The organism is Pseudomonas sp. B111, from assembly GCF_026428275.1.
GTDB classification, from domain to species: Bacteria; Pseudomonadota; Gammaproteobacteria; order Pseudomonadales; family Pseudomonadaceae; genus Pseudomonas; species Pseudomonas aeruginosa.
In genome coordinates, this window is the sequence record NZ_CP097857.1 from 6312972 (window position 1) to 6334942 (window position 21971).

The window sequence follows — 21971 nt, forward strand, 5'->3', positions numbered from 1 at the left end:
TCGTTTCCGCCCCGGATCAGGGCCGGTGCGGACGCGTCAGGTATTCGTGGGACTGCATTTCCAGCAGACGACTGAGGGTGCGCTGGAATTCGAACTCCAGCCGGCCGCCGCTGTAGAGATCCTTTAGCTCGACCTCGGCGGAGATGATCAGCTTGACGCTGCGGTCGTAGAACTCATCCACCAGGTTGATGAAACGCCGCGCCATGTCGTCCTTGGTGACGCCCATCTGCTCGACGTTGGAGATCAGCACGGCGTGGAAAATCTTCGCCAGCTCGATGTAGTCGTTCTGGCTGCGCGGGCCGTCGCACAGCTCGCGGAATTCGAACCAGGCCACGTCGTCGCAGGTCAGGCGCGCGCGGATCTCGCGGTTCTCGATCATCAGCGCCTCGTCGCGCTGGGCCTTGGCACAGTCCGGGGTCAGGGCCTTGAAGCTGCGCGCCATCTCCTCCTCGACCTGTTCACTGAGCGGCCAGTGGAACAGCTCGGCCTGCTCCAGCGCGCGCAGGCGATAGTCGACGCCGCTATCGACGTTGACGATCTCGGTATGCTCCTTGAGCAGGGCGATCGCCGGCAGGAAACGGGCGCGTTGCAGGCCGTCCTTGTACAGGCCGTCCGGCACGATGTTGGAGGTCGCCACCAGGCTCACGCCGTTCTTGAACAGCTCTTCCAGCAGGGTGGCGAGGATCATCGCATCGGTGATGTCGGAGACGAAGAACTCGTCGAAGCAGATCACCCGCGCCTCGTCGGCGAAGCGCTTGCCGATGATGGTCAGCGGGTTCTTCTCGCCCTTGAGGGTCTTCAGTTCTTCGTGCACCCGCTTCATGAAGCGGTGGAAGTGCGTGCGCACCTTCTGCTCGAACGGCAGCGACTCGAAGAAAGTGTCCACCAGGTAGGTCTTGCCACGGCCGACGCCGCCCCAGAAATACAGGCCCTTCACCGGCCCGCCGGACTTCCTGCCGAGCAGCTTGCCGAACAGGCCGGGCTTGGCGTGGTCGGCGGCGACCAGGTCATCGTAGAGGCGTTGCAGATGCTTCACGGCATTCGCCTGTGCGGCATCGTGGAAGAAATCGGGGCGTTGGAGATCGGCCTGGTAGCGCTCGAGGGGCGTCATGATCGGTAGCAATGCAACGAAAACGGGGCCGTCACTTTAGCGACGACCCCGTCTCTTGGCAATCGGCCATCCGTCGAGGATGTACCGGGGCTGCCTACTCCTGCGGTGCCAGCGCTTCGCGGGTGCGCTCGATGGCGGCGTCACGGGCGGCGGCGTTGGCGAAGGCCGGGCTCTGCGCCACCGCCTCGCCATCCAGCCACAGGCCAAAGGCATTGCCCTCGGCCCGCAGGTCAGCAGTCTCGCCAGCCAGCAGGCGCTTGCTCACCGCACCGGCGGCCTTGCCGTCGGCGAAGGCGCGGGACAGCAGCAGCTGTTCGCCGGCGGCGTCCAGCAGGCGGAAGCGGAAGCTGCCGTCGTCGTCGCGGAAGCTGACCAGGCGCGCAGCCTTGGCGGCCTTCTTCTTGCCGCTCTCGGTACTTTTCAGCGGCTCGCGCAGTGAGCGCAGGCCGACTGCCTCGCGCAACTCGGCGATGAATGGGGTGGCGATGCGGCGCGCCTTGGCGGCGCCGGCGAGGAGAATGTCCTCGATATCGTCGGGCTTGGCGATCAGCGCCTGGTAACGCTCGCGAGCCTCGCCCAGTTCGTTGTCGAGCAACTGGAACAGGCGCTGCTTGGCTTCGCCCCAGGCCAGGCCGTCGAGCAGTTCCTGGCGGAACGCGGCGACCTGTTCGGCACTGGCGAAGGCCGAGTAAAGAAGGAACAGGTGCGAACTGTCCGGGTCCTTCGGCTCGCCCGGCGCGCGCGAGTCGGTGACGATGCGTGCGATGGCGTCCTTGAGCTGCCTGGACGGGCTGAACAGCGGGATGGTGTTGTCGTAGCTCTTGGACATCTTGCGCCCGTCCAGGCCCGGCAGGGTGGCGACGTTTTCCTCGATCACCGCTTCGGGCAGGACGAAGAACTCGCGGCCGTTGCCGAACAGGTGGTTGAAACGCTGGCCGATGTCGCGGGCCATCTCCACGTGCTGCACCTGGTCGCGGCCGACCGGGATCTTGTGCGCGTTGAACATCAGGATGTCCGCGGCCATCAGCACCGGATAGCTGTAGAGGCCCATGGTCACGCCGGCGTCCGGGTCTTCGCCAGCCTCGACATTGCGGTCCACCGCGGCCTTGTAGGCATGCGCGCGGTTGAGCAGACCCTTGGCACTGACGCAGGTGAGCAACCAGGTCAGCTCGGGAATCTCGGGGATGTCCGACTGCCGGTAGAAGGTCGCACGCTCGACGTCCAGGCCGCCGGCCAGCCAGGTCGCGGCGATTTCCAGGCGCGAGCGCTGGATACGAGCGGGATCGTCGCACTTGATCAAGGCGTGGTAGTCCGCCAGGAAGTAGAACGAATCCACGTCGCTCCGACGGCTGGCGAGGATCGCCGGGCGGATGGCGCCGGCGTAGTTGCCCAGGTGCGGAGTGCCGGTAGGAGTGATGCCGGTCAGGATACGAGTAGTCATGCGATACCAGATGTCAGGCAAAGAAAAGAATGGCGCGCCGGATGGTAGCAGGGCCGGCGCGACAACGTCAGTCCTGCAGGCGTGGCAGCAACAGGTCCTTCAGATCGATCAGCTTGCCATGGAAGAAATGTCCGCTTTCCGCCACCCGCAACAGCTCGTGCGGTCGTGCCAGGGACTCGCTCCAGGCATATACCGCGGCCGGCGTGACCACGTCGTCATCCTCCGGCTGCACCACGGTCAGCGGGCAACGCGCAGGCAGGCTGACCGCGAAGCGTTCCACCGGCGGCGCGATCATGAACAGCCGCGCCAGCCCGACGCCCTCCGCTTCCAGGCGACCCGCCAGATTGCCGGCGACGCAGGAGCCGAAGGAAAAGCCCATCAGTGTCAGCGGCAACCCCGGATGGCGTGCCAGCAACCAGCGCGCGGCGGCCTCGGCGTCGTCGATCTCGCCGCCCCCCTCGCCATAGCTGCCAGCGCTCTGGCCAACGCCACGGAAGTTGAAACGCAGGGTCGCCAGGCCGGCATCGCGGGCGCTGCGTTGCAGAGTGGCGACCACCTTGTTCTGCATGGTGCCGGCGAACAGCGGGTGCGGATGGCAGACCAGGGCGATGCCGCGGGCATCGGGCAGATCGAGGTGCAGGGCTTCCAGCGGCCCGCAGGGGCCATCGATGGATACAGGGATTTCGCGGGTAGACAAACAGGAACTCCGTGACCCCGGCTCGGGTCGACTCGTCTAGCAGATTACTCCAAGCGACACAGGCACTTACTCGCGTGCCGTGGTATACAGCTCGGACTCAAGCCGTTAACGTAAAGCAAAGCCGTCTATAGAGGAAGGATTCGCGTGGAACAGTCGCTCACCGCCTGGCTGCTGCCGGCCCTCGCCCTGGTCGCCGGGGTCGCCATCGGTTTTCTGATCGCCCGCCTGCTGCCCAACGCCGCGCCGAACAAGGTGCAACGCCAGATGGACGACCTGCAGGACCGCTTCGACAGCTATCAGCGCGAAGTCGTGACCCATTTCAACACCACCGCCAGCCTCGTGAAGAAGCTGACCCAGAGCTACCAGGACGTGCAGGAGCACCTCTCCGACGGCGCCCAGCGTCTGGCCCTGGACGAACAGACCCGCCAGCGCCTGCTGGCCGCGCTGCATGCCGACGAGGCCTACCCGGCCGAGCGCCGCGAGCGCCTGACTCCGCCGGCCTCCGGTGAAGTGCCGAAGGACTATGCGCCGAAGAGCCCGGACAGCCCCGGCACCCTCGACGCCACCTACGGCCTGAAAGGCAAGTACTGACGCGCTGCGCGAACCTGCCGACGCCCATGAAAAAGCCCCGCATCAGCGGGGCTTTTTCATGGCTGCGAGACGATCAGATCGCCTGGCGTTCGCGCAACAGGTCGAGCACCTGCTTCACGCCGTCCTCGACGCTCAGCGCCTGGGTATCGATCACCAGGTCGGCATCCAGCGGCACGTCGTAGGGGAAGGACTCGCCGGGGATATTGTCCTCGCCCGCCGCATACAGCCCCTGGGGATCGCGCTCGCGGCAGACCTGCGGCGACGCCTGCACATAGACGGTGATCAGGCGCTCGGCGCCGATCAGCGCCCTGGCCTGCTCGCGCCCTTCCGCGCTCGGCGCGACGAAGGCGCAGAGGCTGATCAACCCGGCCTCGTTGAACTGCTTGGCGACATGGGCGGTACGCAGCCAGTTCTCGGTGCGTCCGGCGCGGTCCTGCGGCAACCCCTTGTTCAGGTCGTGGCGCAGGTTCTGCCCGTCCAGCACGTAGACCGCGCGGCCCATATCGAACAGCTTGCGCTCCACGGCGTAGGCCAGGGTGCTCTTGCCGGCGCCGGAGAGGCCGCTGAACAGTACGGTCGCCGGCTGCTGGCCGAAGCGGCCGGCACGCTCCTCGCGCGTCACATGGGCATTCGAACCGTGATGCGCGCTGCTGCCATGGGCCGCCGGCGGAGCGGAGACGATCATGCCGGCGCCAACGGTGCCGTTGGTCAGGCGATCGATGACGATGAAGGCGCCGGTGGTGCGGTTCTGCTCATAGCCATCGAGCGCGATGGGCGCGTCCAGGCTGACCTTGACCCTGGCGATCTCGTTCAGCTTCAGCTCGCTGCCCGGGGTCCGCTCCAGGGTATTCACGTCCACCTTGTGGACGATGCTCGGAATCGAACCCGGCACATAGCTGGTAGCGCGCTTGATATCGTACTTCTTGCCCGGAAGCATCGGCTCCTCGGCCATCCACACCAGCATGGCATCGAAGCCGTCGGTGACCAGCGGGCGATTGTCGGCATGCACCAGCATGTCGCCGCGGGAAACGTCGATCTCGTCTTCCAGGGTCAGGGTGACGGCCTGGCCGGGACCGGCCTGCTCCAGTTCGCCCTCGAAGGTGACGATGGATTTCACCTTGCTGCCCTTGCCCGACGGCAAGGCCACCACCTCGTCGCCCTTGCGCACCACGCCGCTGGCCAGGGTGCCGGCGAAACCGCGGAAGTTCAGGTTCGGCCGGTTCACGTACTGCACCGGGAAGCGCATGTCATCGAGGTTGCGGTCGGCTGCGATCTCGACGGTTTCGAGGATTTCCATCAGCGACTGGCCGGCGTACCAGGGCGAACGCTCGGACTTGTTGACCACGTTGTCGCCCTTGAGCGCCGACATCGGCACGAAGTGCAGCGAACTGGTCTTCAGACCGATCTTCTCGGCAAAGGCCAGGTAGTCGGTCTTGATCTGTTCGAAGACACCCTGGTCGAAGTCCTTCAGGTCCATCTTGTTGATGGCGACCACGATATGCCGGATGCCCAGCAGGGACGCGATGAAACTGTGCCGGCGGGTCTGGGTCTGCACGCCGTAGCGGGCATCGATCAGGATGATCGCCAGGTCGCAGGTCGAGGCACCGGTGGCCATGTTGCGGGTGTACTGCTCATGACCGGGCGTGTCGGCGATGATGAACTTGCGCTTGGCGGTGCTGAAGTAGCGGTACGCCACGTCGATGGTGATGCCCTGCTCACGCTCGGCCTGCAGGCCGTCGACCAGCAGCGCCAGGTCGACATCGTCGCCCGTGGTGCCGACTTTCTTCGAGTCGCGGGTGATGGCCTCGAGGTGATCCTCGTAGATCATCTTGGAGTCATGCAGCAGGCGCCCGATCAGGGTGCTCTTGCCGTCATCGACGTTGCCGCAGGTAAGGAAGCGCAGCAGTTCCTTGCGTTCGTGCTGCCCCAGGTAGGCGAGGATGTCCTCGCTGATCAGATCGGATTGATGAGACATGCTGCGTACCCTCAGAAATAGCCCTGACGTTTCTTTTCTTCCATCGAACCGGCCTGGTCATGGTCGATGACCCGGCCCTGGCGTTCGGAAGTACGCGTCAGGAGCATTTCCTGGATGATTTCCGGCAGCGTGGTGGCGCTGGACTCGACCGCGCCGGTGAGCGGGTAGCAGCCGAGGGTACGGAAGCGCACCATGCGCTTCTCGATGCGGGCTTTCTCTTCGTCAGAGAGATGCTCGAGGATGCGCTCGTCGTCGATCATGATCAGCGTGCCGTTCTTCTCGATAACCTCGCGCTCGGCGGCGAAGTACAGCGGGACGATCGGGATGCCTTCCAGGTAGATGTATTGCCAGATGTCCAGCTCGGTCCAGTTGGACAGCGGGAAGACGCGGATCGACTCGCCCTTCTTCACCTTGCCGTTGTAGATGTTCCACAGCTCGGGACGCTGGTTCTTCGGGTCCCAGCGGTGCTTGCTGTCGCGGAACGAATAGACCCGTTCCTTGGCCCGCGACTTCTCCTCGTCGCGGCGCGCACCGCCGAAGGCAGCGTCGAAACCGTACTTGTCCAGGGCCTGCTTGAGTCCCTCGGTCTTCATCACGTCGGTGTGCTTGGCGCTGCCGTGGGTGAACGGGTTGATGCCCTGGGCGACGCCGTCCGGGTTGACGTGGGTGATCAGGTCCAGGCCCATTTCCTCGACCATCCGATCACGGAACCTGTACATCTCCTGGAATTTCCAGCGGGTGTCCACGTGCATCACCGGGAAGGGCAGCTTGCCGGGGAAGAAGGCCTTGCGGGCCAGGTGCAGCATGACCGCGGAATCCTTGCCGATCGAGTACAGCATCACCGGGTTATCGAACTCGGCGGCCACCTCGCGGATGATGTGGATGCTTTCCGCCTCCAGCTGTTTCAGGTGCGTCAGTTTGTCGACCATGGCTACTCACGGAATTGCTTATGGACGGCCGTCGGGCCGTAGACGAACGCGCACTCTATCACAGCGCAAGGCTCTAAAAGATTCGCCATTTATACCGAAAAAATATACCCATATAGCCATCAGAGCTCAGCCTCGCAGCCGGCGAAAACACTGGCGTCGAGAGGTTTTCCTGGGGCGTTTCGCAGACCGGGCGGACAAAGCTGAGACGGCATCGTCCCGGACCGGACAAAGCCGTCGCCGCGACAGCGAGCAGACGGTCCGCCCCCCTTTCGGCGGCTCGACTTGTACGCCAGCGGCACTGCGCTAGCATAGCGGGCATCGTCATTCCGCCAAGAAGACCCCAGATGCGCCGTACCGCCCTCGCCCTGCCCCTGTTCCTTCTGGTCTCAGCATGCAGCAGCGAACCGACGCCACCACCGAAACCCGCCGCCAAACCCCAGGCCCGCACCGTCATTTCACCCCGCCCCGTACGCCAGTCGGTGCAACCGATACTGCCGCTGCGCGGCGATTACGCGAACAATCCGGCGGCACAGCGCTTCATCGACAGGATGGTCAGCCAGCACGGCTTCAACCGCCAGCAACTGCACGACCTGTTCGCCCAGACCCAGCGCCTGGACTGGGTGATCCGCCTGATGGACCGGCAAGCCCCGACCTATACCCCACCCAGCGGACCGAACGGCGCCTGGCTGCGCTACCGGAAGAAGTTCGTCACGCCAGGCAACGTACAGAACGGCGTGCTGTTCTGGGACCAATACGAAACCGACCTGCAACGGGCATCGCGCGTCTACGGCGTGCCGCCGGAGATCATCGTCGGCATCATCGGCGTGGAAACCCGCTGGGGGCGGGTGATGGGCAAGACGCGGATCATCGATGCGCTGTCCACCCTGTCCTTCTCCTACCCTCGCCGCGCGGAGTTCTTCAGCGGCGAGCTGGAACAATTCCTCCTCCAGGCGCGCAAGGAAGGCACCGACCCGCTGGCCCTGCGCGGTTCCTATGCCGGCGCCATGGGCTACGGCCAGTTCATGCCGTCTTCATTCACCAAGTACGCGGTGGACTTCGACGGCGATGGGCATATCGACCTGTGGAATCCGCGTGACGCGATCGGCAGCGTCGCCAACTATTTCAAGCAGCACGGCTGGGTCAACGGCGATCGCGTGGCGGTTCCCGCCAGCGGCCGGGCGCCCTCGCTGGAGGATGGCTTCAAGACGCTGTACCCGCTGGACGTGCTCGCTTCCGCCGGACTACGCCCGCAGGGTCCGCTCGGCGGGCACCGGCAAGCCAGCCTGCTGCGCCTGGACATGGGCAGGAACTACCAGTACTGGTACGGCTTGCCGAACTTCTACGTGATCACCCGCTACAACCACAGCACCCACTACGCGATGGCTGTCTGGGAACTGGGCAAGGAGGTCGACCGGGTGCGTCACCGCTCCGTCGTCAGGCAGGATTAGGACAGTCGATGAACAGGTGCTCGATGGCGAAGCGCTTGCCCAGGTAGTCGCCCAGCGCCTGCACCCCGTAGCGCTCGGTGGCGTGGTGTCCGGCTGCGATGAAGCTGATGCCGTTCTCCCGCGCGCTGTGCACGGTCTGCTCGGAAACCTCGCCGGTCAGGTAGGCATCGACGCCGGCGGCTATCGCCTGGTCGATATAACCCTGGGCGCCGCCGGTGCACCAGGCGATGCGTCGGATCGGCTGGCCGGCGTCGACCAGCAGCGGCTCGCGCCCCAGCGCATCGCGCACATGCCGAGCGAAATCGGCAGGCTGCATCGGCTCGGCAAGCGAACCGAGGAGGACGATGGAACGCGGGTTGCCCGGCTCCAACGGCCCTTCCACTTCGAAGCCGAGCTGCCGGGCGAGCTGCACGTTGTTGCCCACCTCCGGATGCAGATCCAGCGGCAGGTGGTAAGCGAGCAGACTGATATCGTTGTTCAGCAGGGTCTTCAGGCGCCGTTGCTTCATGCCGACCACGCAGGGATTCTCACCCTTCCAGAAGTAGCCGTGATGCACCAGCACCACGTCGGCGTCGGCCTCCACGGCGGCATCCAGCAGCGCCTGGCTGGCAGTGACCCCGCTGACGATCCGCCGCACCTGCGGCCGGCCCTCGACCTGCAGGCCGTTCGGGCAGTAGTCCTGGATGCGCGCGGCATCCAGATAACGGTCGGCCTCTTCGACCAGGGTGCTCAGGGCGATAGCCATGCAAATTCCTCTTCATTCAGGCAGGGCGCGCCGCTCCTCTAATGGACGGCTTCCCCCTATAATGGGCGCCACCTTATCGGCCGCTTTTCGGCCTCGCAACCCCAAGGATTGTCCCGATGCCCAAGGCCCTGCGTTTCCTCGGCTGGCCCGTGCTGGTCGGCGTGCTGCTGGCCCTGCTGATCATCCAGCGCAACCCCGAGCTGGTCGGCCTGCCACGCCAGGAGGTGCACGTCGAGCAGGCGCCTCTGCTCAGCCGTCTGCAGGAAGGCCCGGTGTCCTATGCCAATGCGGTGAGCCGGGCGGCTCCGGCAGTGGCCAACCTGTACACCACCAAGATGGTCAGCAAGCCCTCCCACCCATTGTTCGACGACCCGATGTTCCGCCGCTTCTTCGGCGACAACCTGCCACAACAGAAGCGCATGGAATCGAGCCTCGGCTCGGCAGTGATCATGAGCGCGGAAGGCTACCTGCTGACCAACAACCACGTGACCGCTGGCGCCGACCAGATCATCGTGGCCTTGCGCGACGGCCGCGAGACCATCGCCCAGTTGGTCGGCAGCGACCCGGAAACCGACCTGGCCGTGCTGAAGATCGACCTTAAGAACCTGCCGGCGATGACCCTCGGCCGCTCCGACGGCATTCGCACCGGCGACGTCTGCCTCGCCATCGGCAACCCGTTCGGCGTCGGCCAGACCGTGACCATGGGCATCATCAGCGCCACCGGACGCAACCAGCTCGGCCTGAACACCTACGAAGACTTCATCCAGACCGACGCGGCGATCAACCCCGGTAACTCCGGCGGCGCGCTGGTGGACGCTGCCGGCAACCTGATCGGCATCAACACGGCGATCTTCTCCAAGTCCGGCGGCTCCCAGGGTATCGGCTTCGCCATCCCGACCAAGCTGGCCCTGGAGGTCATGCAGTCGATCATCGAGCACGGCCAGGTGATCCGCGGCTGGCTCGGCGTCGAGGTCAAGGCGCTGACCCCGGAACTGGCGGAGTCCCTGGGCCTCGGCGAAACCGCAGGGATCGTCGTCGCCGGCGTCTATCGCGACGGTCCGGCGGCGCGCGGCGGCCTGCTGCCGGGCGACGTGATCCTGACCATCGACAAGCAGGAAGCCAGCGACGGCCGCCGCTCGATGAACCAGGTGGCGCGCACCCGTCCGGGACAGAAGATCAGCATCGTGGTGCTGCGCAACGGACAGAAGGTCAACCTGACCGCCGAGGTCGGCCTGCGTCCGCCGCCGGCACCGGCTCCACAGCAGAAACAGGACGGCGGCGAGTGATCCCCGCCATTGAAAACGGCGCCCTCGGGCGCCGTTTTCGTATCACTTGAGGAAGTGCAGGGCGTCCAGTAGCGCCTGGTTCTGCTCCGGACTGCCGATGGTGATACGCAGGAACTGGTCGATCCGCGCCTGCTTGAAATGGCGGACGATCACTCCCTGCTCGCGCAGGGTCGAGGCAATCTGCCCGGCATCGTGCCGCGGATGACGGGCGAAGACGAAGTTGGCGGCCGACGGTAGTACCTCGAAGCCCAGCGCCTGCAAAGAGGCGCTCAACGCCTCGCGGCTATCGATCACTGCCTGGCAGGTCCGACGGAAATAGGCGTCGTCCTCGAAAGCCGCCGCCGCGCCGGCGATCGCCAGGCGATCCAGCGGGTAGGAATTGAAGCTGTTCTTGATCCGCTCCAGCGCCTCGACCAGATCGGCATGGCCGACCGCCAGGCCGACCCGCAGGCCGGCCAGGGAGCGCGACTTGGACAGCGTCTGGGTGACCAGCAGGTTCGGGTAGCGATCGACCAGGGCGATGGCGCTCTCGCCACCGAAGTCGACATAGGCCTCGTCGACCACCACCACCGAATCCGGCGACGCCTTCAGCATAGCTTCGATGGCGTCCAGCGGCAGCAGGCAGCCGGTCGGCGCGTTCGGATTGGGGAAGATGATTCCGCCGTTGGGCCGCGCGTAGTCTTCGACGCGGATGCGGAACCTTTCATCCAACGTGATCTTCTCGTGCGCGACCCCGTACAGGCCGCAATAGACCGGGTAGAAGCTGTAGGTCACGTCCGGGAACAGAAGCGGCAGGTCGTGTTGGAACAGGCCATGGAAAATGTGCGCGAGCACCTCGTCGGAGCCGTTGCCGACGAACACCTGGTTGGCCTGTACGCCGTAGTGCGCGGCGACCGCCTGCTTCAACCGCTCGCCGTTGGGATCGGGATACAGACGCAGGTCGTCGTTGAGTTCCGCCTGCATCGCGGCGAGCGCCTGTGGCGACGGACCGTAGGGATTCTCGTTGGTGTTCAGCTTGACCAGCCGCGACAGCTTCGGCTGCTCGCCCGGCACATAAGGCACCAGGTCCTTGACGAAGGGACTCCAGAATTTGCTCATGCTCAGGCCTCCTTCTCGTCGAGGATGCGGTATTCGGCGCTGCGCGCGTGGGCGGTCAACGACTCGCCGCGAGCCAGCACCGAAGCGGTGCGACCGAGGACCGAAGCGCCCTCGGCCGAGCAGTTGATGATCGACGAACGCTTCTGGAAGTCATATACCCCCAGAGGCGAAGAGAAACGCGCGGTACCGGAGGTCGGCAGCACGTGGTTCGGGCCGGCGCAGTAGTCGCCCAGGGCCTCGGCAGTGTAGCGGCCCATGAAGATCGCGCCGGCATGGCGGATCTCCGGCAGCCAGCTTTCCGGATCGGCCACCGACAGCTCCAGGTGTTCCGGGGCGATGCGGTTGGCGACCGCACAGGCCTCGGCCTGGTCGGCGACCTGGATCAGCGCGCCGCGCCCCTCCAGGGAGGTGCGGATGATCTCGGCGCGCTCCATGGTCGGCAGCAGGCGAGCGATGCTGTCCGCGACGCGGTCCAGGAACGCCGCGTCCGGACTGACCAGGATCGACTGGGCGTCTTCGTCGTGTTCGGCCTGGGAGAACAGGTCCATGGCGATCCAGTCGGGATCGGTCTGGCCATCGCAGACCACGAGGATTTCCGAGGGACCGGCGATCATGTCGATGCCGACCTGGCCGAACACGTGACGCTTGGCGGTGGCCACGTAGATGTTGCCGGGGCCGACGATCTTGTCCACCCGCGGCACGCTTTCGGTGCCGTAGGCCAACGCGGCCACGGCCTGTGCCCCGCCGATGGTGAAGACACGGTCGACACCGGCGATGCAGGCGGCGGCGAGGACGATCTCGTTGATCTCGCCGCGCGGGGTCGGTACGACCATGACCACTTCGGACACCCCGGCGACCTTGGCCGGGATCGCGTTCATCAGCACCGAGGACGGGTAGGACGCCTTGCCGCCCGGCACATAGAGCCCGGCGCGGTCCAGCGGGGTGACCTGCTGGCCGAGCACCGTGCCGTCGGCCTCGGTGTAGCGCCAGGAACCCTGCTTCTGCTTCTCGTGGTAGCTGCGCACGCGCTCGGCGGCGACTTCCAGGGCTTCGCGCTGGGCTACGGTGATGCGGGTGAGAGCCAGCTCCAGGCGCTCGCGCGGCAGGATCAGGTCAGCCATCGAGGCGGCCTGGAGACCGTCGAAGCGCTGGGTGAACTCGACCACGGCGGCGTCGCCACGGCTGCGTACGGCGGCGATGATGTCGAGGACGCGCTGGTTGACCGAATCGTCGGAGACACTTTCCCAGCTCAGCAGATGATCCAGATGACGCCCGAAGTCCGGATCAGCGGCATTGAGTCGACGGATAGCGAAGGGAGCGGTCATAGCGAGCCTCTTTTATGGATGGCGTTGTCTCGGGCGCCGCTAGACTACCAAGCCCACCGTGCGGGCACCCGAGAAAATTTGGCTATGACACGGATAGGCAGGTGCGGCGCGGAGCCGCACGGGTATCAGTGACGGTGTCGCGCCTCGACGGCGTCGCGCAGGGTATCGATCAGCGACTGGATGCAACCGTGCTGCATCTTCATCGAGGCCTTGTTGACCACCAGGCGCGAGCTGATCGTGGCGATCAGTTCCTGGGGCTCCAGGCCGTTGGCGCGCAGGGTATTGCCGGTATCCACGACGTCGATGATCTTGTCGGCGAGACCGACCAGCGGCGCCAGCTCCATCGAGCCGTACAGCTTGATCACGTCGACCTGGCGGCCCTGCTCGGCGTAGTAGCGCTTGGCGACATTGACGAACTTGGTGGCCACCCGCAGGCGTCCCTTGGGTTCAGGCGCGCCAATGGCGCCGGCGGTCATCAGCTTGCAGTTGGCGATACGCAGGTCCAGCGGTTCGTAGAGTCCCTGGCCGCCGTACTCCATCAGCACGTCCTTGCCGGCCACGCCGAGATCGGCGGCGCCATGCTCGACATAGGTCGGCACGTCGGTGGCGCGCACGATGAGCAGGCGCACATCGGGCAGGGACGTCGGGATGATCAGCTTGCGGCTCTTGTCCGGGTTCTCCGACGGCACGATGCCCGCCGCTGCGAGCAGCGGCAGGGTATCGTCGAGAATCCGGCCCTTGGACAAGGCGATGGTCAGCATTTGCGCGACAGCCTCCGCTAGCCCGGTACGCGGCGGATCTTGGCGCCGAGCAGCTGGAGTTTCTCTTCGATGCACTCGTAGCCACGGTCGATGTGGTAGATGCGATCGATCAGGGTGTCGCCCTCGGCCACCAGGCCGGCGATCACCAGGCTCGCGGATGCGCGCAGGTCGGTCGCCATGACCGGAGCGCCCTTGAGCTTGGGTACGCCGGTGACGATGGCGGTGTTGCCTTCGACGAGGATCTGCGCACCCATGCGGTTCATTTCGTAAACATGCATGAAGCGGTTCTCGAAGACCGTCTCGATGACCGCGCCGGTGCCTTCGGCAACCGCGTTCATGGAGATGAACTGGGCCTGCATGTCGGTGGGGAACGCCGGGTACGGCGCGGTACGCACGTTGACCGCCTTCGGCCGGTTGCCCTTCATGTCCAGCTCGATCCAGTTGCTGCCGGTGCTGATGTGAGCACCGGCCTCTTCCAGCTTCTGCAGGACCGCCTCGAGGATGGTCGGATCGGTATCCTTCAACTTCACCCGGCCGCCGGTCGCGGCCGCGGCCACCAGGTAGGTGCCGGTCTCGATACGGTCGGGCAGTACGTCGTAGCGAGCGCCGCCGAGGCGCTTCACGCCTTCGATGACGATGGTATCGGAGCCAGCGCCCTGGACGTTGGCGCCCATGGCGTTCAGGCAGTTGGCCAGGTCGACCACCTCCGGCTCGCGAGCGGCGTTCTGCAGCACGGTGCGGCCGTTGGCCAGCGCGGCGGCCATCATCAGGTTCTCGGTGCCGGTCACGCTGACGGTATCGAAGAAGAAGTGACCGCCACGCAGGCCGCCGGCGGGCGCCTTGGCCTTGATGTAGCCGCCTTCGACCTCGATCTGCGCGCCCATGGCCTCGAGACCGCGGATATGCAGGTCGACCGGACGCGAACCGATCGCGCAACCGCCCGGCAGGGCCACTTCGGCCTCGCCGAAGCGCGCCAGCATCGGACCCAGCACCAGGATCGAGGCACGCATGGTCTTCACCAGTTCGTACGGCGCGACCAGGGTCTTGATGCTGCTGGCGTCGACTTCGACGTTGAGCTTCTCGTCGATGATCGGCTGCACGCCCATGCGGCCGAACAGTTCGATCATGGTGGTAATGTCGTGCAGGTGCGGCAGGTTGCAGACGGTGACCGGAGTATCGGCCAGCAGGGTCGCGGCCAGGATCGGCAGCGCCGAGTTCTTCGCGCCGGAAATGCGGATTTCGCCATCGAGGCGGTTACCGCCGGTAATAATCAGTTTATCCATTGCAATGATCCCCCGTGGGCTCAGGAACGCTCGGCCCAGGCGGCGCGGCTGAAGAATTTCATGGTGACGGCATGGATGCTGCCATCGGCGATCCAGGCGTTCAAATGGGCGTAGACCTGCTGCTGACGCTTGACCGGGCTCTGGCCGGCCAGTTCGTCGCTGATCAGATTCAGTTGGAAATTGCACCCTTCGCCCTCGACTTCCACCTGGGTGCCGGGGAGTTTTTCCTGGAGAAGGCTCTTAACGTCTTCGGCCTGCATGCTCAACCTCAATCGGGCGCCCTACGCGCACGGTCGGCCATCATACAAAAAAGCCCTCCGCCTGCGAACCCCAGGAAGGGACGCGCAGACGGAGGGCCGCTCGTTCCACCGGCCGGTCATTCCTGCAGAGGCAGGATCTCCAGAAGGCTGCTGACCTTGGCAATCTCCCGCATGTCGTCCGGCAAGGCCCTGACGCTCAGGACCTTGCCGGCCTTGCGTGCGTCGCGCATGAAGGCCAGCAACAGGGAAATGCCCACGCTGCTGGAGCGCTCCACCGCCGAGCAGTCGACGACCAGTTCCGCCGCCTGGCTGGCGCGGATCAGCCGACCGCCCTGCTCGCGCAACGCCGGCCCGCTGCTGTAGTCGAGCACGCCGGCGAGCTGCAGTTCGCCGGCCGCGCCTTCGCGCAGGCTGGCCTGGCTCATTTCGCCCCGGCCTCTTCCGCTTTCGCGGTTTCCTTGGCCTTGGCGACCACCTCGCCCCAGCCGGCGATGGTCTTCTCGAGGTCGTTGCGGTTCTTCTGCATGGTGTCGGCGAACTGGTCGCGGAACAGCTTGCCGATGTTGATGCCGTTGATGATCACGTTGCGGACCTTCCAGCCACCGGCCAGGTTGGTCATGGTGTAGGAGACCGGGTAGACCGTGCCCTTGCTGTCACGGATCTCCATGTTGACGCTGGCGCGATCGTCGCTCGGCTTGGCCGAGCTAGGCAGCACGCGGATGTCCTGGTTGTCGTATTCGAGCAGCGCGTTGCCGTAGAACTGCATCAGGCTGTTCTTGAACACTTCCTCGAAGCGCTTGATCTGCTCGGGTGAGGCCTGGCGCGAATACTTGACGGTCATCACGCTCTTGGCGATGCCCTCGGCATCGACCACCGGCCCGAGGATACGGTCGAGAGTGGCGTAGAGCTTTTGCGGATCGGCCTTGTAGGCGGCCTTGTTGGCCTTGATGTCGGAAAGCAGCTCGTCGACCGTGCCCTGCACCACCTGTTGCGGGGTCGGCGCCGCCATGGAAAGCAGCGGGAAAGCCGCCAGGAACACCAGCAGGCCGCGACGCAGAAGAGTCAGCATGGAAGAAAACCTCACTTTTTGGCTTCGTCTTTGTTAACCGAGTTCAGCAGGAACTTGCCGATCAGGTCTTCCAGCACCAGCGCCGACTGGGTGTCGTGGATGGTGCTGCCGTCCTTCAGAACGTCCTCGTCGCCGCCGACGCTGATGCCGATGTATTTCTCGCCCAGCAGGCCGGCGGTCAGGATCGACGCCGTGGAATCGACCGGCAGGTTGTTCACGTTCTGGTTGATCTCCATGGTCACGCGACCAGTGTAGCTGTCGCGATCCAGGTCGACCGCCGTCACCTTGCCGATCGTCACGCCGGCCAGGGTGACCTTGCCGCGCACGGTAACACCGGCGATGTTGTCGAAGTAGGCGTAGACCTTGTAGGTATCGCCGGCGTTGCCCACGCTCAGGCCGCTGACCCGCAGGGCCAGCAGCAACAGGGCCAGCAGGCCGGCCAGGAGGAACAGGCCGACACCGATTTCCAGGGTGCGGGTTTGCATTCAGAAATCTCCAAACATCAAAGCAGTCAGAATGAAATCGAGCCCCAGCACCGCCAGGGAGGCATAGACCACGGTCCGAGTCGTCGCCCGGCTGATTCCTTCCGAGGTCGGCTCGCAGTCGTAGCCTTGGTAGACCGCGATCCAGGTCACCACGAAGGCGAATACGATACTTTTGATCACGCCGTTGAGCACATCCTCGGTGAACTGCACGCTGTTCTGCATGTTCGCCCAGAACGACCCCTCGTATACGCCCAGCCAGTCGACCGCGACCATCGCCCCGCCCCAGATGCCGACCACGCTGAAGATCGCGGCGAGCAGCGGCATGGAGATGAAACCGGCCCACAGGCGCGGCGCGACGATGTACTTGAGCGGGTCGACACCGATCATTTCCAGGCTGGAAAGCTGTTCGGTGGCCTTCATGTTGCCGATTTCCGCGGTAAGCGCAGAGCCGGCACGGCCGGCGAACAGCAGGCCGGTCACCACCGGCCCCAGTTCGCGCAGCAGGGTCAGGGCCACCATCTGCCCGACCGCCTGCTCGGAACCATAGGAAATCAGGATGTTGTAGCCCTGCAGGGCCAGCACCATGCCAATGAACAGGCCCGAGACGACGATGATCGCCAGCGACAGCACGCCTACCGAGTAGAGTTGCTTCACCAGCAGGTGCAAACCGGTGCCTGGCGTGCGCCGGCCGAGCAGGGCGTGGCCGAGGAACAGGGTCGAGCGGCCGAGCGCGGCGACCACGTCCAGGCCGGCGCGGCCGAACAGGCGGATACGTTCGAGGGGAGAGACTCTACGCATCAGCGCTCTCCCAGCAGGTCGGCCCGGTAGTCGCGGGCCGGATAATGGAACGGAACGGGACCATCCGGGATTCCCTTGACGAACTGGCGGATACGAGGATCGTCGGTTTCCTTGAGGACGTCCGGCGTCCCGTGGCCAAGTACCCGGCCGTCGCCGACGATATAGATGTAGTCGGCGATGCTGGCGGTCTCGGCCAGGTCATGGGAAACCACGATGCTGGTGATGCCGAGGGCATCGTTGAGCAGGCGGATCAGGCGCACCAGGACGCCCATGGCGATCGGATCCTGCCCCACGAACGGCTCGTCGTAGAGCAGGATCTGCGGGTCCAGGGCGATCGCCCGGGCCAGGGCGACGCGGCGCTTCATGCCGCCGGAAAGCTCGTCCGGCATCAGTTCCACGGCGCCGCGCAGGCCGACGGCCTGAAGCTTCATCAGGACGATGTCGCGGATCATCTCTTCCGGCAGCTGGGTATGCACGCGCAGCGGAAACGCGACGTTCTCGAAGACGTCGAGATCGGTGAACAGCGCCCCGCTCTGGAACAGCACGCCGAACTGCTTGCGCATGTCGAACAGGTCGCCGCGCGAAAGCTGCGGCAGGTTCTGCCCGTTGACCCAGACCTCCCCCTTCGAAGGACGCAACTGGGAGGCGATCAGCCGCAGCAACGTGGTCTTGCCGCAACCGGACGGGCCCATGATGCCGGTCACCTTTCCGCGCGGGATACGCACATCGATGTTGTCGAAAATCGCCCGCGATCCGCGCTTGAAGGTCAGGCCCTTCAACTCGACCGCGTAGGCACTATCGGTGCTCATCAGGACTCCTTGCGATGCGACCCGTCCATGCTGGACGCCTTGCCCCGTTGCAAAGGCACGCATCCGGGAGGGGTCGAATGGGCGCGGACTATAGCACTGCGGCGGGTTCTGGCCCAAGGCCTGGCACCGTGCCGTTCAGCTTGGATTCAGCTTGTTCGGAGCGTTCTCTCAGCCCTTTAGGACATATCGCACACTTCAGGTTCACTACGGACAGAAAAAAATCGCGTCGACGTCGAATATATCGACATTTATGCAGTCATAGCGCGGAGTGCAGATAACGGCGGCGTAACAGAGCATTGCAGTGCATACAACATTGCGCCGCGGGGGATGCGGACCGACTTCACAGCATGGCTGGTGTAAGCGGGACACGCTTTCCCGTTATAATCCCGCCTTTAATCCAGGCGCCACATTCGTTGAACATGAGCCAGAACCTCGATTTCATCCATTCCGCCCAGCGCACCATCGGCCTCGAGCGCGACGCGGTAGACAGCCTGCTGGCGCGGATTGGCGACGATTTCGTCAAGGCCTGCGAACTGCTGCTGGCCGGCAAGGGCCGGGTCGTCGTCGTCGGCATGGGCAAATCCGGCCACATCGGCAAGAAGATCGCCGCTACCCTGGCCAGCACCGGCACCCCCTCCTTCTTCGTGCATCCGGCCGAGGCCAGCCACGGCGACATGGGCATGATCACCAAGGACGACGTGGTCCTCGCCCTGTCCAACTCCGGCTCGACTGCCGAAATCGTCACCCTGTTGCCTCTGATCAAGCGCCTGGGCATCACCCTGATCAGCATGACCGGCAACCCCGAGTCGCCCCTGGCCAAGGCTGCGGAAGTGAACCTGGACGCCAGTGTCGGCCAGGAAGCCTGTCCACTGAACCTGGCCCCGACCTCCTCCACCACCGTAACCCTGGTCCTCGGCGACGCCCTGGCGATCGCCCTGCTCGAAGCTCGCGGCTTTACCGCGGAAGACTTCGCCTTCTCGCACCCGGGCGGTGCGCTGGGCCGCCGACTGCTGCTGAAGGTGGAAGACGTCATGCACGTCGGCGAAGGGCTGCCGCAGGTGCTGCTCGGCACCTCGCTGACCGGCGCGCTGATGGAAATGACCCGCAAGGGCCTGGGCATGACCGTAGTGCTCGACGAACACGGCAAGCTTGCCGGCATTTTCACCGATGGCGACCTGCGTCGCGCCCTGGATCGGGGCATCGACGTCCGCCAGGTCACCATCGACCAGGTGATGACCGTCCACGGCAAGACCGTCCGCGCCGAAATTCTCGCCGCGGAAGCCCTGAAGATCATGGAAGACAACAAGATCGGCGCACTGGTGGTGGTCGACGCGGACGACCGTCCGGTCGGCGCCCTGAACATGCACGACCTGTTGCGCGCAGGAGTGATGTAATGAGCGATACCCATTCGGCCGCGGAACTCCCGGTCCGGGCCCGCCGGATACGCCTGGCGATCTTCGACGTCGACGGCGTGCTGACCGACGGCAAGCTGTATTTCCTCGTCGACGGCAGCGAGTTCAAGACCTTCAACACCCTGGACGGACATGGCATCAAGATGCTCATCGCCTCCGGCGTGCGCACCGCCATCATCACCGGCCGCGACACTCCGGTGGTCGAACGGCGCGCGCGCAACCTGGGCATCCAGCACCTCTATCAGGGCCGGGAAGACAAGCTCGCCGTCCTCGACGAACTTCTCGGCGAACTCGGACTAGGCTATGAGCAAGTCGCCTACCTTGGCGACGACCTGCCCGATCTGCCGGTGATCCGCCGCGTCGGCCTGGGCATGGCGGTAGCCAGTGCCGACCCGTTCGTGCGCCAGCATGCCCATGGCGTCACCGCGGCCCGCGGCGGCGAAGGCGCCGCCCGCGAGTTCTGCGAACTGATCATGCGCGCCCAGGGTACGCTCGAAGCCGCCCAGGGCGCCTATCTGTAGAGCCGACCATGCCGAAGACACTACGCCAGAAACTGCTGCTCGCCCTGATCGCCCTGTTGCTGATCGTCGCGGGCTACTACTGGAACGTCGGGCTCGAGCTGTTCAACGAACAGCCGACCCGCCCCGGCCAGGACAACACCATCGACTACTATGCCGAGAATGCCCATAGCCTCCAGTACCAGGAGGACGGCAGCCTCGACTACGAGATGACCGCGGTGAAGCTGGAGCACCAGAAAGCCACGGACATCACTTTCGTCACCACCCCCGACCTGCTGCTCTTCCGTGGCAACGTGCAACCCTGGCACATCCAGAGCGCCCGCGCCGAAGTCGGACCGAAAGGCAAGGAGGTCGAACTCATCGACGACGTGCGCGTCGCACGTACCGATGCCAAGGGCCAACCAAGCATCCTGACCACCACTCGGCTGACCGTATTCCCCGACAAGAATTATGCACAGACCGAGCAAGCCGTTAAAATCGACGCGGCCAATGGAGTGACGACGGCTGTTGGAATGAAAGCGTATCTGAAAGACAGCCGGATGCACCTGCTGTCCAACGTAAGAGGTCAGCATGAGGTTCGTTAATACCCTCCCCCTTATTTTCGGTCTGACTGCCGCCCTCGGCAGCTCCATGGCCTTGGCCCTGCCTTCGGACCGCGAACAACCGATCCGCGTCCAGGCCGACAGCGCCGAACTGGACGACAAGCAGGGCGTCGCGGTCTACCGCGGCGACGTCGTGGTGACCCAGGGCAGCACCAAGCTGACCGGCAACACCGTGACCCTGAAGCAGGACAAGAACGGCGACATCGAGGTCGTGACCTCGGTCGGCAAGCCTGCCTACTACGAGCAGAAACCCGCTCCGGACAAGGACGTGACCAAGGCCTATGGCCTGACCATCCAGTACTTCGTCACGCAGAACCGGGTCGTGCTGATCGACCAGGCCAAGGTGATCCAGGAAGGCAACACCTTCGAAGGCGAGAAGATCGTCTACGACACCCAGCGCCAGATCGTCAACGCGGGTCGTGCCACCGGCTCCCAGGTGACCAGCCCGCGCCCGCGCATCGACATGGTCATCCAGCCGAAGAAAAAGGCCCAGTAATGGCAACGCTCAAAGCCCAGCACCTGGCCAAAAGCTATAAAGGCCGGCAAGTCGTCCGCGACGTCAGCATGTCCATCGATAGCGGGCAGATCGTCGGCCTGCTCGGTCCGAACGGTGCCGGCAAGACCACCTGCTTCTACATGATCGTCGGCCTGGTCCAGGCCGACCAGGGCGTGGTCCGCATCGACGAGCAGAACGTCACCCACCTGCCGATGCACGGGCGCGCCCGGGCCGGCATCGGCTACCTGCCGCAGGAAGCCTCGATCTTCCGCAAGCTGTCGGTATCCGACAACATCATGGCGATCCTCGAGACCCGCAGCGACCTCGATCGCAACGGTCGCAAGGAAGCCCTGGAAGGCCTGCTGCAGGAATTCCACATCCACCACATCCGCGACAACCTCGGCATGAGCCTGTCCGGCGGCGAACGACGCCGGGTGGAAATCGCCCGCGCCCTGGCCAGCGCGCCGAAATTCATCCTCCTCGACGAGCCCTTCGCCGGCGTGGACCCGATCTCGGTCGGCGACATCAAGCAGATCATCCATCACCTCAAGGCGAAGGGTATCGGCATCCTCATCACCGACCACAACGTCCGCGAGACCCTGGACATCTGTGAAACGGCGTATATCGTCAATGATGGGCAGTTGATCGCGGAGGGGGATGCCGAGAGCATCCTCGCCAACGACCTGGTCAAGGAAGTCTACCTGGGGCACGAGTTCCGCCTCTGAAGAAATCTCCTAGCGCGCCCTCCGGCCTCGCCGGAGCGGTTCCGCTCGCCCGCGGTTTCGCAACCACGAGTGCCGCCTGGAGCGGATGATTTATTCAGAGCAACCCT

The 21971-nt window shown here is 64.8% G+C and carries 24 protein-coding genes; 8 read left to right on the forward strand and 16 right to left on the reverse strand.

Annotated elements, in window-relative coordinates; translation table 11 throughout:
* Positions 1-16: 16 nt before the first annotated feature.
* From zapE to M6E97_RS29290, 3 genes are all read right to left on the reverse strand, one after another.
* Complete coding sequence (zapE, locus tag M6E97_RS29280) at positions 17-1111, reverse strand: cell division protein ZapE (RefSeq protein WP_003094297.1); 1095 nt, start codon at positions 1109-1111, stop codon at positions 17-19.
* Between the two features lie 94 nt (positions 1112-1205).
* Positions 1206-2552: a tryptophan--tRNA ligase gene (locus M6E97_RS29285; protein WP_003110030.1), complete on the reverse strand. Its 1347-nt coding sequence runs from the start codon at positions 2550-2552 to the stop codon at positions 1206-1208.
* Between the two features lie 67 nt (positions 2553-2619).
* Positions 2620-3249, reverse strand: coding sequence for an alpha/beta hydrolase (locus tag M6E97_RS29290; protein ID WP_034005145.1), 630 nt, complete (start codon positions 3247-3249; stop codon positions 2620-2622).
* Between the two features lie 144 nt (positions 3250-3393).
* On the opposite strand from M6E97_RS29290, the gene M6E97_RS29295 reads away from it, so the two are divergent.
* Positions 3394-3840, forward strand: coding sequence for a YhcB family protein (locus M6E97_RS29295; protein ID WP_003094304.1), 447 nt, complete (start codon positions 3394-3396; stop codon positions 3838-3840).
* Between the two features lie 73 nt (positions 3841-3913).
* Here M6E97_RS29295 and cysN read toward each other — a convergent pair whose 3' ends face one another.
* A complete protein-coding gene (gene cysN, locus M6E97_RS29300) occupies positions 3914-5815 on the reverse strand; it encodes a sulfate adenylyltransferase subunit CysN (protein ID WP_034005147.1) in 1902 nt (633 codons plus the stop codon).
* Positions 5816-5826: 11 nt separating this feature from the next.
* Positions 5827-6744, reverse strand: a complete 918-nt coding sequence (gene cysD / locus M6E97_RS29305) for a sulfate adenylyltransferase subunit CysD (protein ID WP_003094311.1) — start codon at positions 6742-6744, stop codon at positions 5827-5829.
* Between the two features lie 344 nt (positions 6745-7088).
* Between cysD and mltB the strand changes: the two genes are divergently transcribed.
* Positions 7089-8192 (forward strand): lytic murein transglycosylase B, encoded by a 1104-nt coding sequence (gene mltB, locus M6E97_RS29310; protein ID WP_003094315.1) that lies wholly within the window; start codon positions 7089-7091, stop codon positions 8190-8192.
* Here the strand turns inward: mltB and M6E97_RS29315 are convergent.
* Complete coding sequence (locus tag M6E97_RS29315) at positions 8179-8937, reverse strand: Nif3-like dinuclear metal center hexameric protein (protein WP_003094318.1); 759 nt, start codon at positions 8935-8937, stop codon at positions 8179-8181. The genes mltB and M6E97_RS29315 overlap by 14 nt on opposite strands.
* A gap of 116 nt (positions 8938-9053) precedes the next feature.
* On the opposite strand from M6E97_RS29315, the gene algW reads away from it, so the two are divergent.
* Positions 9054-10223 (forward strand): Do family serine endopeptidase AlgW, encoded by a 1170-nt coding sequence (gene algW, locus M6E97_RS29320; RefSeq protein WP_003134756.1) that lies wholly within the window; start codon positions 9054-9056, stop codon positions 10221-10223.
* Between the two features lie 42 nt (positions 10224-10265).
* On the opposite strand, the gene hisC is transcribed toward algW, so the two are convergent.
* The 10 genes from hisC to M6E97_RS29370 all read right to left on the reverse strand — a co-directional run bounded on the left by hisC (position 10266) and on the right by M6E97_RS29370 (position 18111).
* On the reverse strand, positions 10266-11321 hold the full coding sequence (hisC, locus tag M6E97_RS29325) for a histidinol-phosphate transaminase (RefSeq protein ID WP_003141292.1): 1056 nt from the start codon (positions 11319-11321) through the stop codon (positions 10266-10268).
* A 2-nt stretch (positions 11322-11323) separates the two neighbouring features.
* Positions 11324-12646, reverse strand: a complete 1323-nt coding sequence (gene hisD, locus M6E97_RS29330; protein WP_023912399.1) for a histidinol dehydrogenase — start codon at positions 12644-12646, stop codon at positions 11324-11326.
* 125 nt (positions 12647-12771) lie between these two features.
* Positions 12772-13407 (reverse strand): ATP phosphoribosyltransferase, encoded by a 636-nt coding sequence (gene hisG / locus M6E97_RS29335; RefSeq protein ID WP_033938744.1) that lies wholly within the window; start codon positions 13405-13407, stop codon positions 12772-12774.
* A gap of 17 nt (positions 13408-13424) precedes the next feature.
* On the reverse strand, positions 13425-14690 hold the full coding sequence (murA, locus tag M6E97_RS29340) for a UDP-N-acetylglucosamine 1-carboxyvinyltransferase (RefSeq protein ID WP_003094332.1): 1266 nt from the start codon (positions 14688-14690) through the stop codon (positions 13425-13427).
* 20 nt (positions 14691-14710) lie between these two features.
* Positions 14711-14950, reverse strand: a complete 240-nt coding sequence (locus M6E97_RS29345) for a BolA family protein (RefSeq protein WP_003094334.1) — start codon at positions 14948-14950, stop codon at positions 14711-14713.
* Positions 14951-15066: 116 nt separating this feature from the next.
* A complete protein-coding gene (locus tag M6E97_RS29350) occupies positions 15067-15375 on the reverse strand; it encodes an STAS domain-containing protein (RefSeq protein ID WP_003094335.1) in 309 nt (102 codons plus the stop codon).
* The gene (locus M6E97_RS29355) at positions 15372-16019 is read right to left on the reverse strand and encodes an MlaC/ttg2D family ABC transporter substrate-binding protein (RefSeq protein WP_003094337.1); all 648 of its coding nucleotides are present in this window, start codon (positions 16017-16019) and stop codon (positions 15372-15374) included. Before M6E97_RS29355 ends, M6E97_RS29350 begins: the two co-directional genes overlap by 4 nt.
* Positions 16020-16030: 11 nt before the next feature.
* The gene (gene mlaD, locus M6E97_RS29360) at positions 16031-16504 is read right to left on the reverse strand and encodes an outer membrane lipid asymmetry maintenance protein MlaD (protein WP_003094339.1); all 474 of its coding nucleotides are present in this window, start codon (positions 16502-16504) and stop codon (positions 16031-16033) included.
* Positions 16505-17302, reverse strand: a complete 798-nt coding sequence (gene mlaE, locus M6E97_RS29365) for a lipid asymmetry maintenance ABC transporter permease subunit MlaE (RefSeq protein ID WP_003094341.1) — start codon at positions 17300-17302, stop codon at positions 16505-16507. It abuts the gene before it with no gap.
* Positions 17302-18111: an ABC transporter ATP-binding protein gene (locus tag M6E97_RS29370; RefSeq protein WP_003094343.1), complete on the reverse strand. Its 810-nt coding sequence runs from the start codon at positions 18109-18111 to the stop codon at positions 17302-17304. The genes mlaE and M6E97_RS29370 overlap by 1 nt, the downstream gene beginning before the upstream one ends.
* 413 nt (positions 18112-18524) lie before the next feature.
* On the opposite strand from M6E97_RS29370, the gene kdsD reads away from it, so the two are divergent.
* From kdsD to lptB, 5 genes are read left to right on the forward strand one after another with little or no spacing between them, the layout of a single operon-like run.
* A complete protein-coding gene (gene kdsD / locus M6E97_RS29375) occupies positions 18525-19505 on the forward strand; it encodes an arabinose-5-phosphate isomerase KdsD (protein ID WP_003094347.1) in 981 nt (326 codons plus the stop codon).
* Positions 19505-20044, forward strand: coding sequence for a KdsC family phosphatase (locus M6E97_RS29380; protein ID WP_003094350.1), 540 nt, complete (start codon positions 19505-19507; stop codon positions 20042-20044). The genes kdsD and M6E97_RS29380 overlap by 1 nt, the downstream gene beginning before the upstream one ends.
* An 8-nt stretch (positions 20045-20052) precedes the next feature.
* The gene (gene lptC / locus M6E97_RS29385) at positions 20053-20625 is read left to right on the forward strand and encodes an LPS export ABC transporter periplasmic protein LptC (RefSeq protein ID WP_003094353.1); all 573 of its coding nucleotides are present in this window, start codon (positions 20053-20055) and stop codon (positions 20623-20625) included.
* The gene (gene lptA, locus M6E97_RS29390) at positions 20612-21139 is read left to right on the forward strand and encodes a lipopolysaccharide transport periplasmic protein LptA (RefSeq protein ID WP_003120916.1); all 528 of its coding nucleotides are present in this window, start codon (positions 20612-20614) and stop codon (positions 21137-21139) included. Before lptC ends, lptA begins: the two co-directional genes overlap by 14 nt.
* Positions 21139-21864, forward strand: coding sequence for an LPS export ABC transporter ATP-binding protein (gene lptB, locus M6E97_RS29395; protein ID WP_003094355.1), 726 nt, complete (start codon positions 21139-21141; stop codon positions 21862-21864). Before lptA ends, lptB begins: the two co-directional genes overlap by 1 nt.
* The last annotated feature ends 107 nt before the right edge of the window (positions 21865-21971 follow it).

Excerpts from the sequence above, each read along its gene's own strand:
- hisG (WP_033938744.1), bottom strand. The coding sequence starts at position 13,407 with ATGCTGACCATCGCCTTGTCCAAGGGCCGGATTCTCGACGATACCCTG.
- M6E97_RS29350 (WP_003094335.1), bottom strand. The coding sequence starts at position 15,375 with ATGAGCCAGGCCAGCCTGCGCGAAGGCGCGGCCGGCGAACTGCAGCTC.
- zapE (WP_003094297.1), bottom strand. The coding sequence starts at position 1,111 with ATGACGCCCCTCGAGCGCTACCAGGCCGATCTCCAACGCCCCGATTTC.
- M6E97_RS29315 (WP_003094318.1), bottom strand. The coding sequence starts at position 8,937 with ATGGCTATCGCCCTGAGCACCCTGGTCGAAGAGGCCGACCGTTATCTG.
- M6E97_RS29355 (WP_003094337.1), bottom strand. The coding sequence starts at position 16,019 with ATGCTGACTCTTCTGCGTCGCGGCCTGCTGGTGTTCCTGGCGGCTTTC.
- lptC (WP_003094353.1), top strand. The coding sequence starts at position 20,053 with ATGCCGAAGACACTACGCCAGAAACTGCTGCTCGCCCTGATCGCCCTG.
- M6E97_RS29380 (WP_003094350.1), top strand. The coding sequence starts at position 19,505 with ATGAGCGATACCCATTCGGCCGCGGAACTCCCGGTCCGGGCCCGCCGG.
- cysD (WP_003094311.1), bottom strand. The coding sequence starts at position 6,744 with ATGGTCGACAAACTGACGCACCTGAAACAGCTGGAGGCGGAAAGCATC.
- M6E97_RS29370 (WP_003094343.1), bottom strand. The coding sequence starts at position 18,111 with ATGAGCACCGATAGTGCCTACGCGGTCGAGTTGAAGGGCCTGACCTTC.
- murA (WP_003094332.1), bottom strand. The coding sequence starts at position 14,690 with ATGGATAAACTGATTATTACCGGCGGTAACCGCCTCGATGGCGAAATC.
- hisD (WP_023912399.1), bottom strand. The coding sequence starts at position 12,646 with ATGACCGCTCCCTTCGCTATCCGTCGACTCAATGCCGCTGATCCGGAC.
- mlaD (WP_003094339.1), bottom strand. The coding sequence starts at position 16,504 with ATGCAAACCCGCACCCTGGAAATCGGTGTCGGCCTGTTCCTCCTGGCC.
- hisC (WP_003141292.1), bottom strand. The coding sequence starts at position 11,321 with ATGAGCAAATTCTGGAGTCCCTTCGTCAAGGACCTGGTGCCTTATGTG.
- lptB (WP_003094355.1), top strand. The coding sequence starts at position 21,139 with ATGGCAACGCTCAAAGCCCAGCACCTGGCCAAAAGCTATAAAGGCCGG.
- mltB (WP_003094315.1), top strand. The coding sequence starts at position 7,089 with ATGCGCCGTACCGCCCTCGCCCTGCCCCTGTTCCTTCTGGTCTCAGCA.
- algW (WP_003134756.1), top strand. The coding sequence starts at position 9,054 with ATGCCCAAGGCCCTGCGTTTCCTCGGCTGGCCCGTGCTGGTCGGCGTG.
- mlaE (WP_003094341.1), bottom strand. The coding sequence starts at position 17,302 with ATGCGTAGAGTCTCTCCCCTCGAACGTATCCGCCTGTTCGGCCGCGCC.
- M6E97_RS29345 (WP_003094334.1), bottom strand. The coding sequence starts at position 14,950 with ATGCAGGCCGAAGACGTTAAGAGCCTTCTCCAGGAAAAACTCCCCGGC.
- cysN (WP_034005147.1), bottom strand. The coding sequence starts at position 5,815 with ATGTCTCATCAATCCGATCTGATCAGCGAGGACATCCTCGCCTACCTG.
- lptA (WP_003120916.1), top strand. The coding sequence starts at position 20,612 with ATGAGGTTCGTTAATACCCTCCCCCTTATTTTCGGTCTGACTGCCGCC.
- M6E97_RS29285 (WP_003110030.1), bottom strand. The coding sequence starts at position 2,552 with ATGACTACTCGTATCCTGACCGGCATCACTCCTACCGGCACTCCGCAC.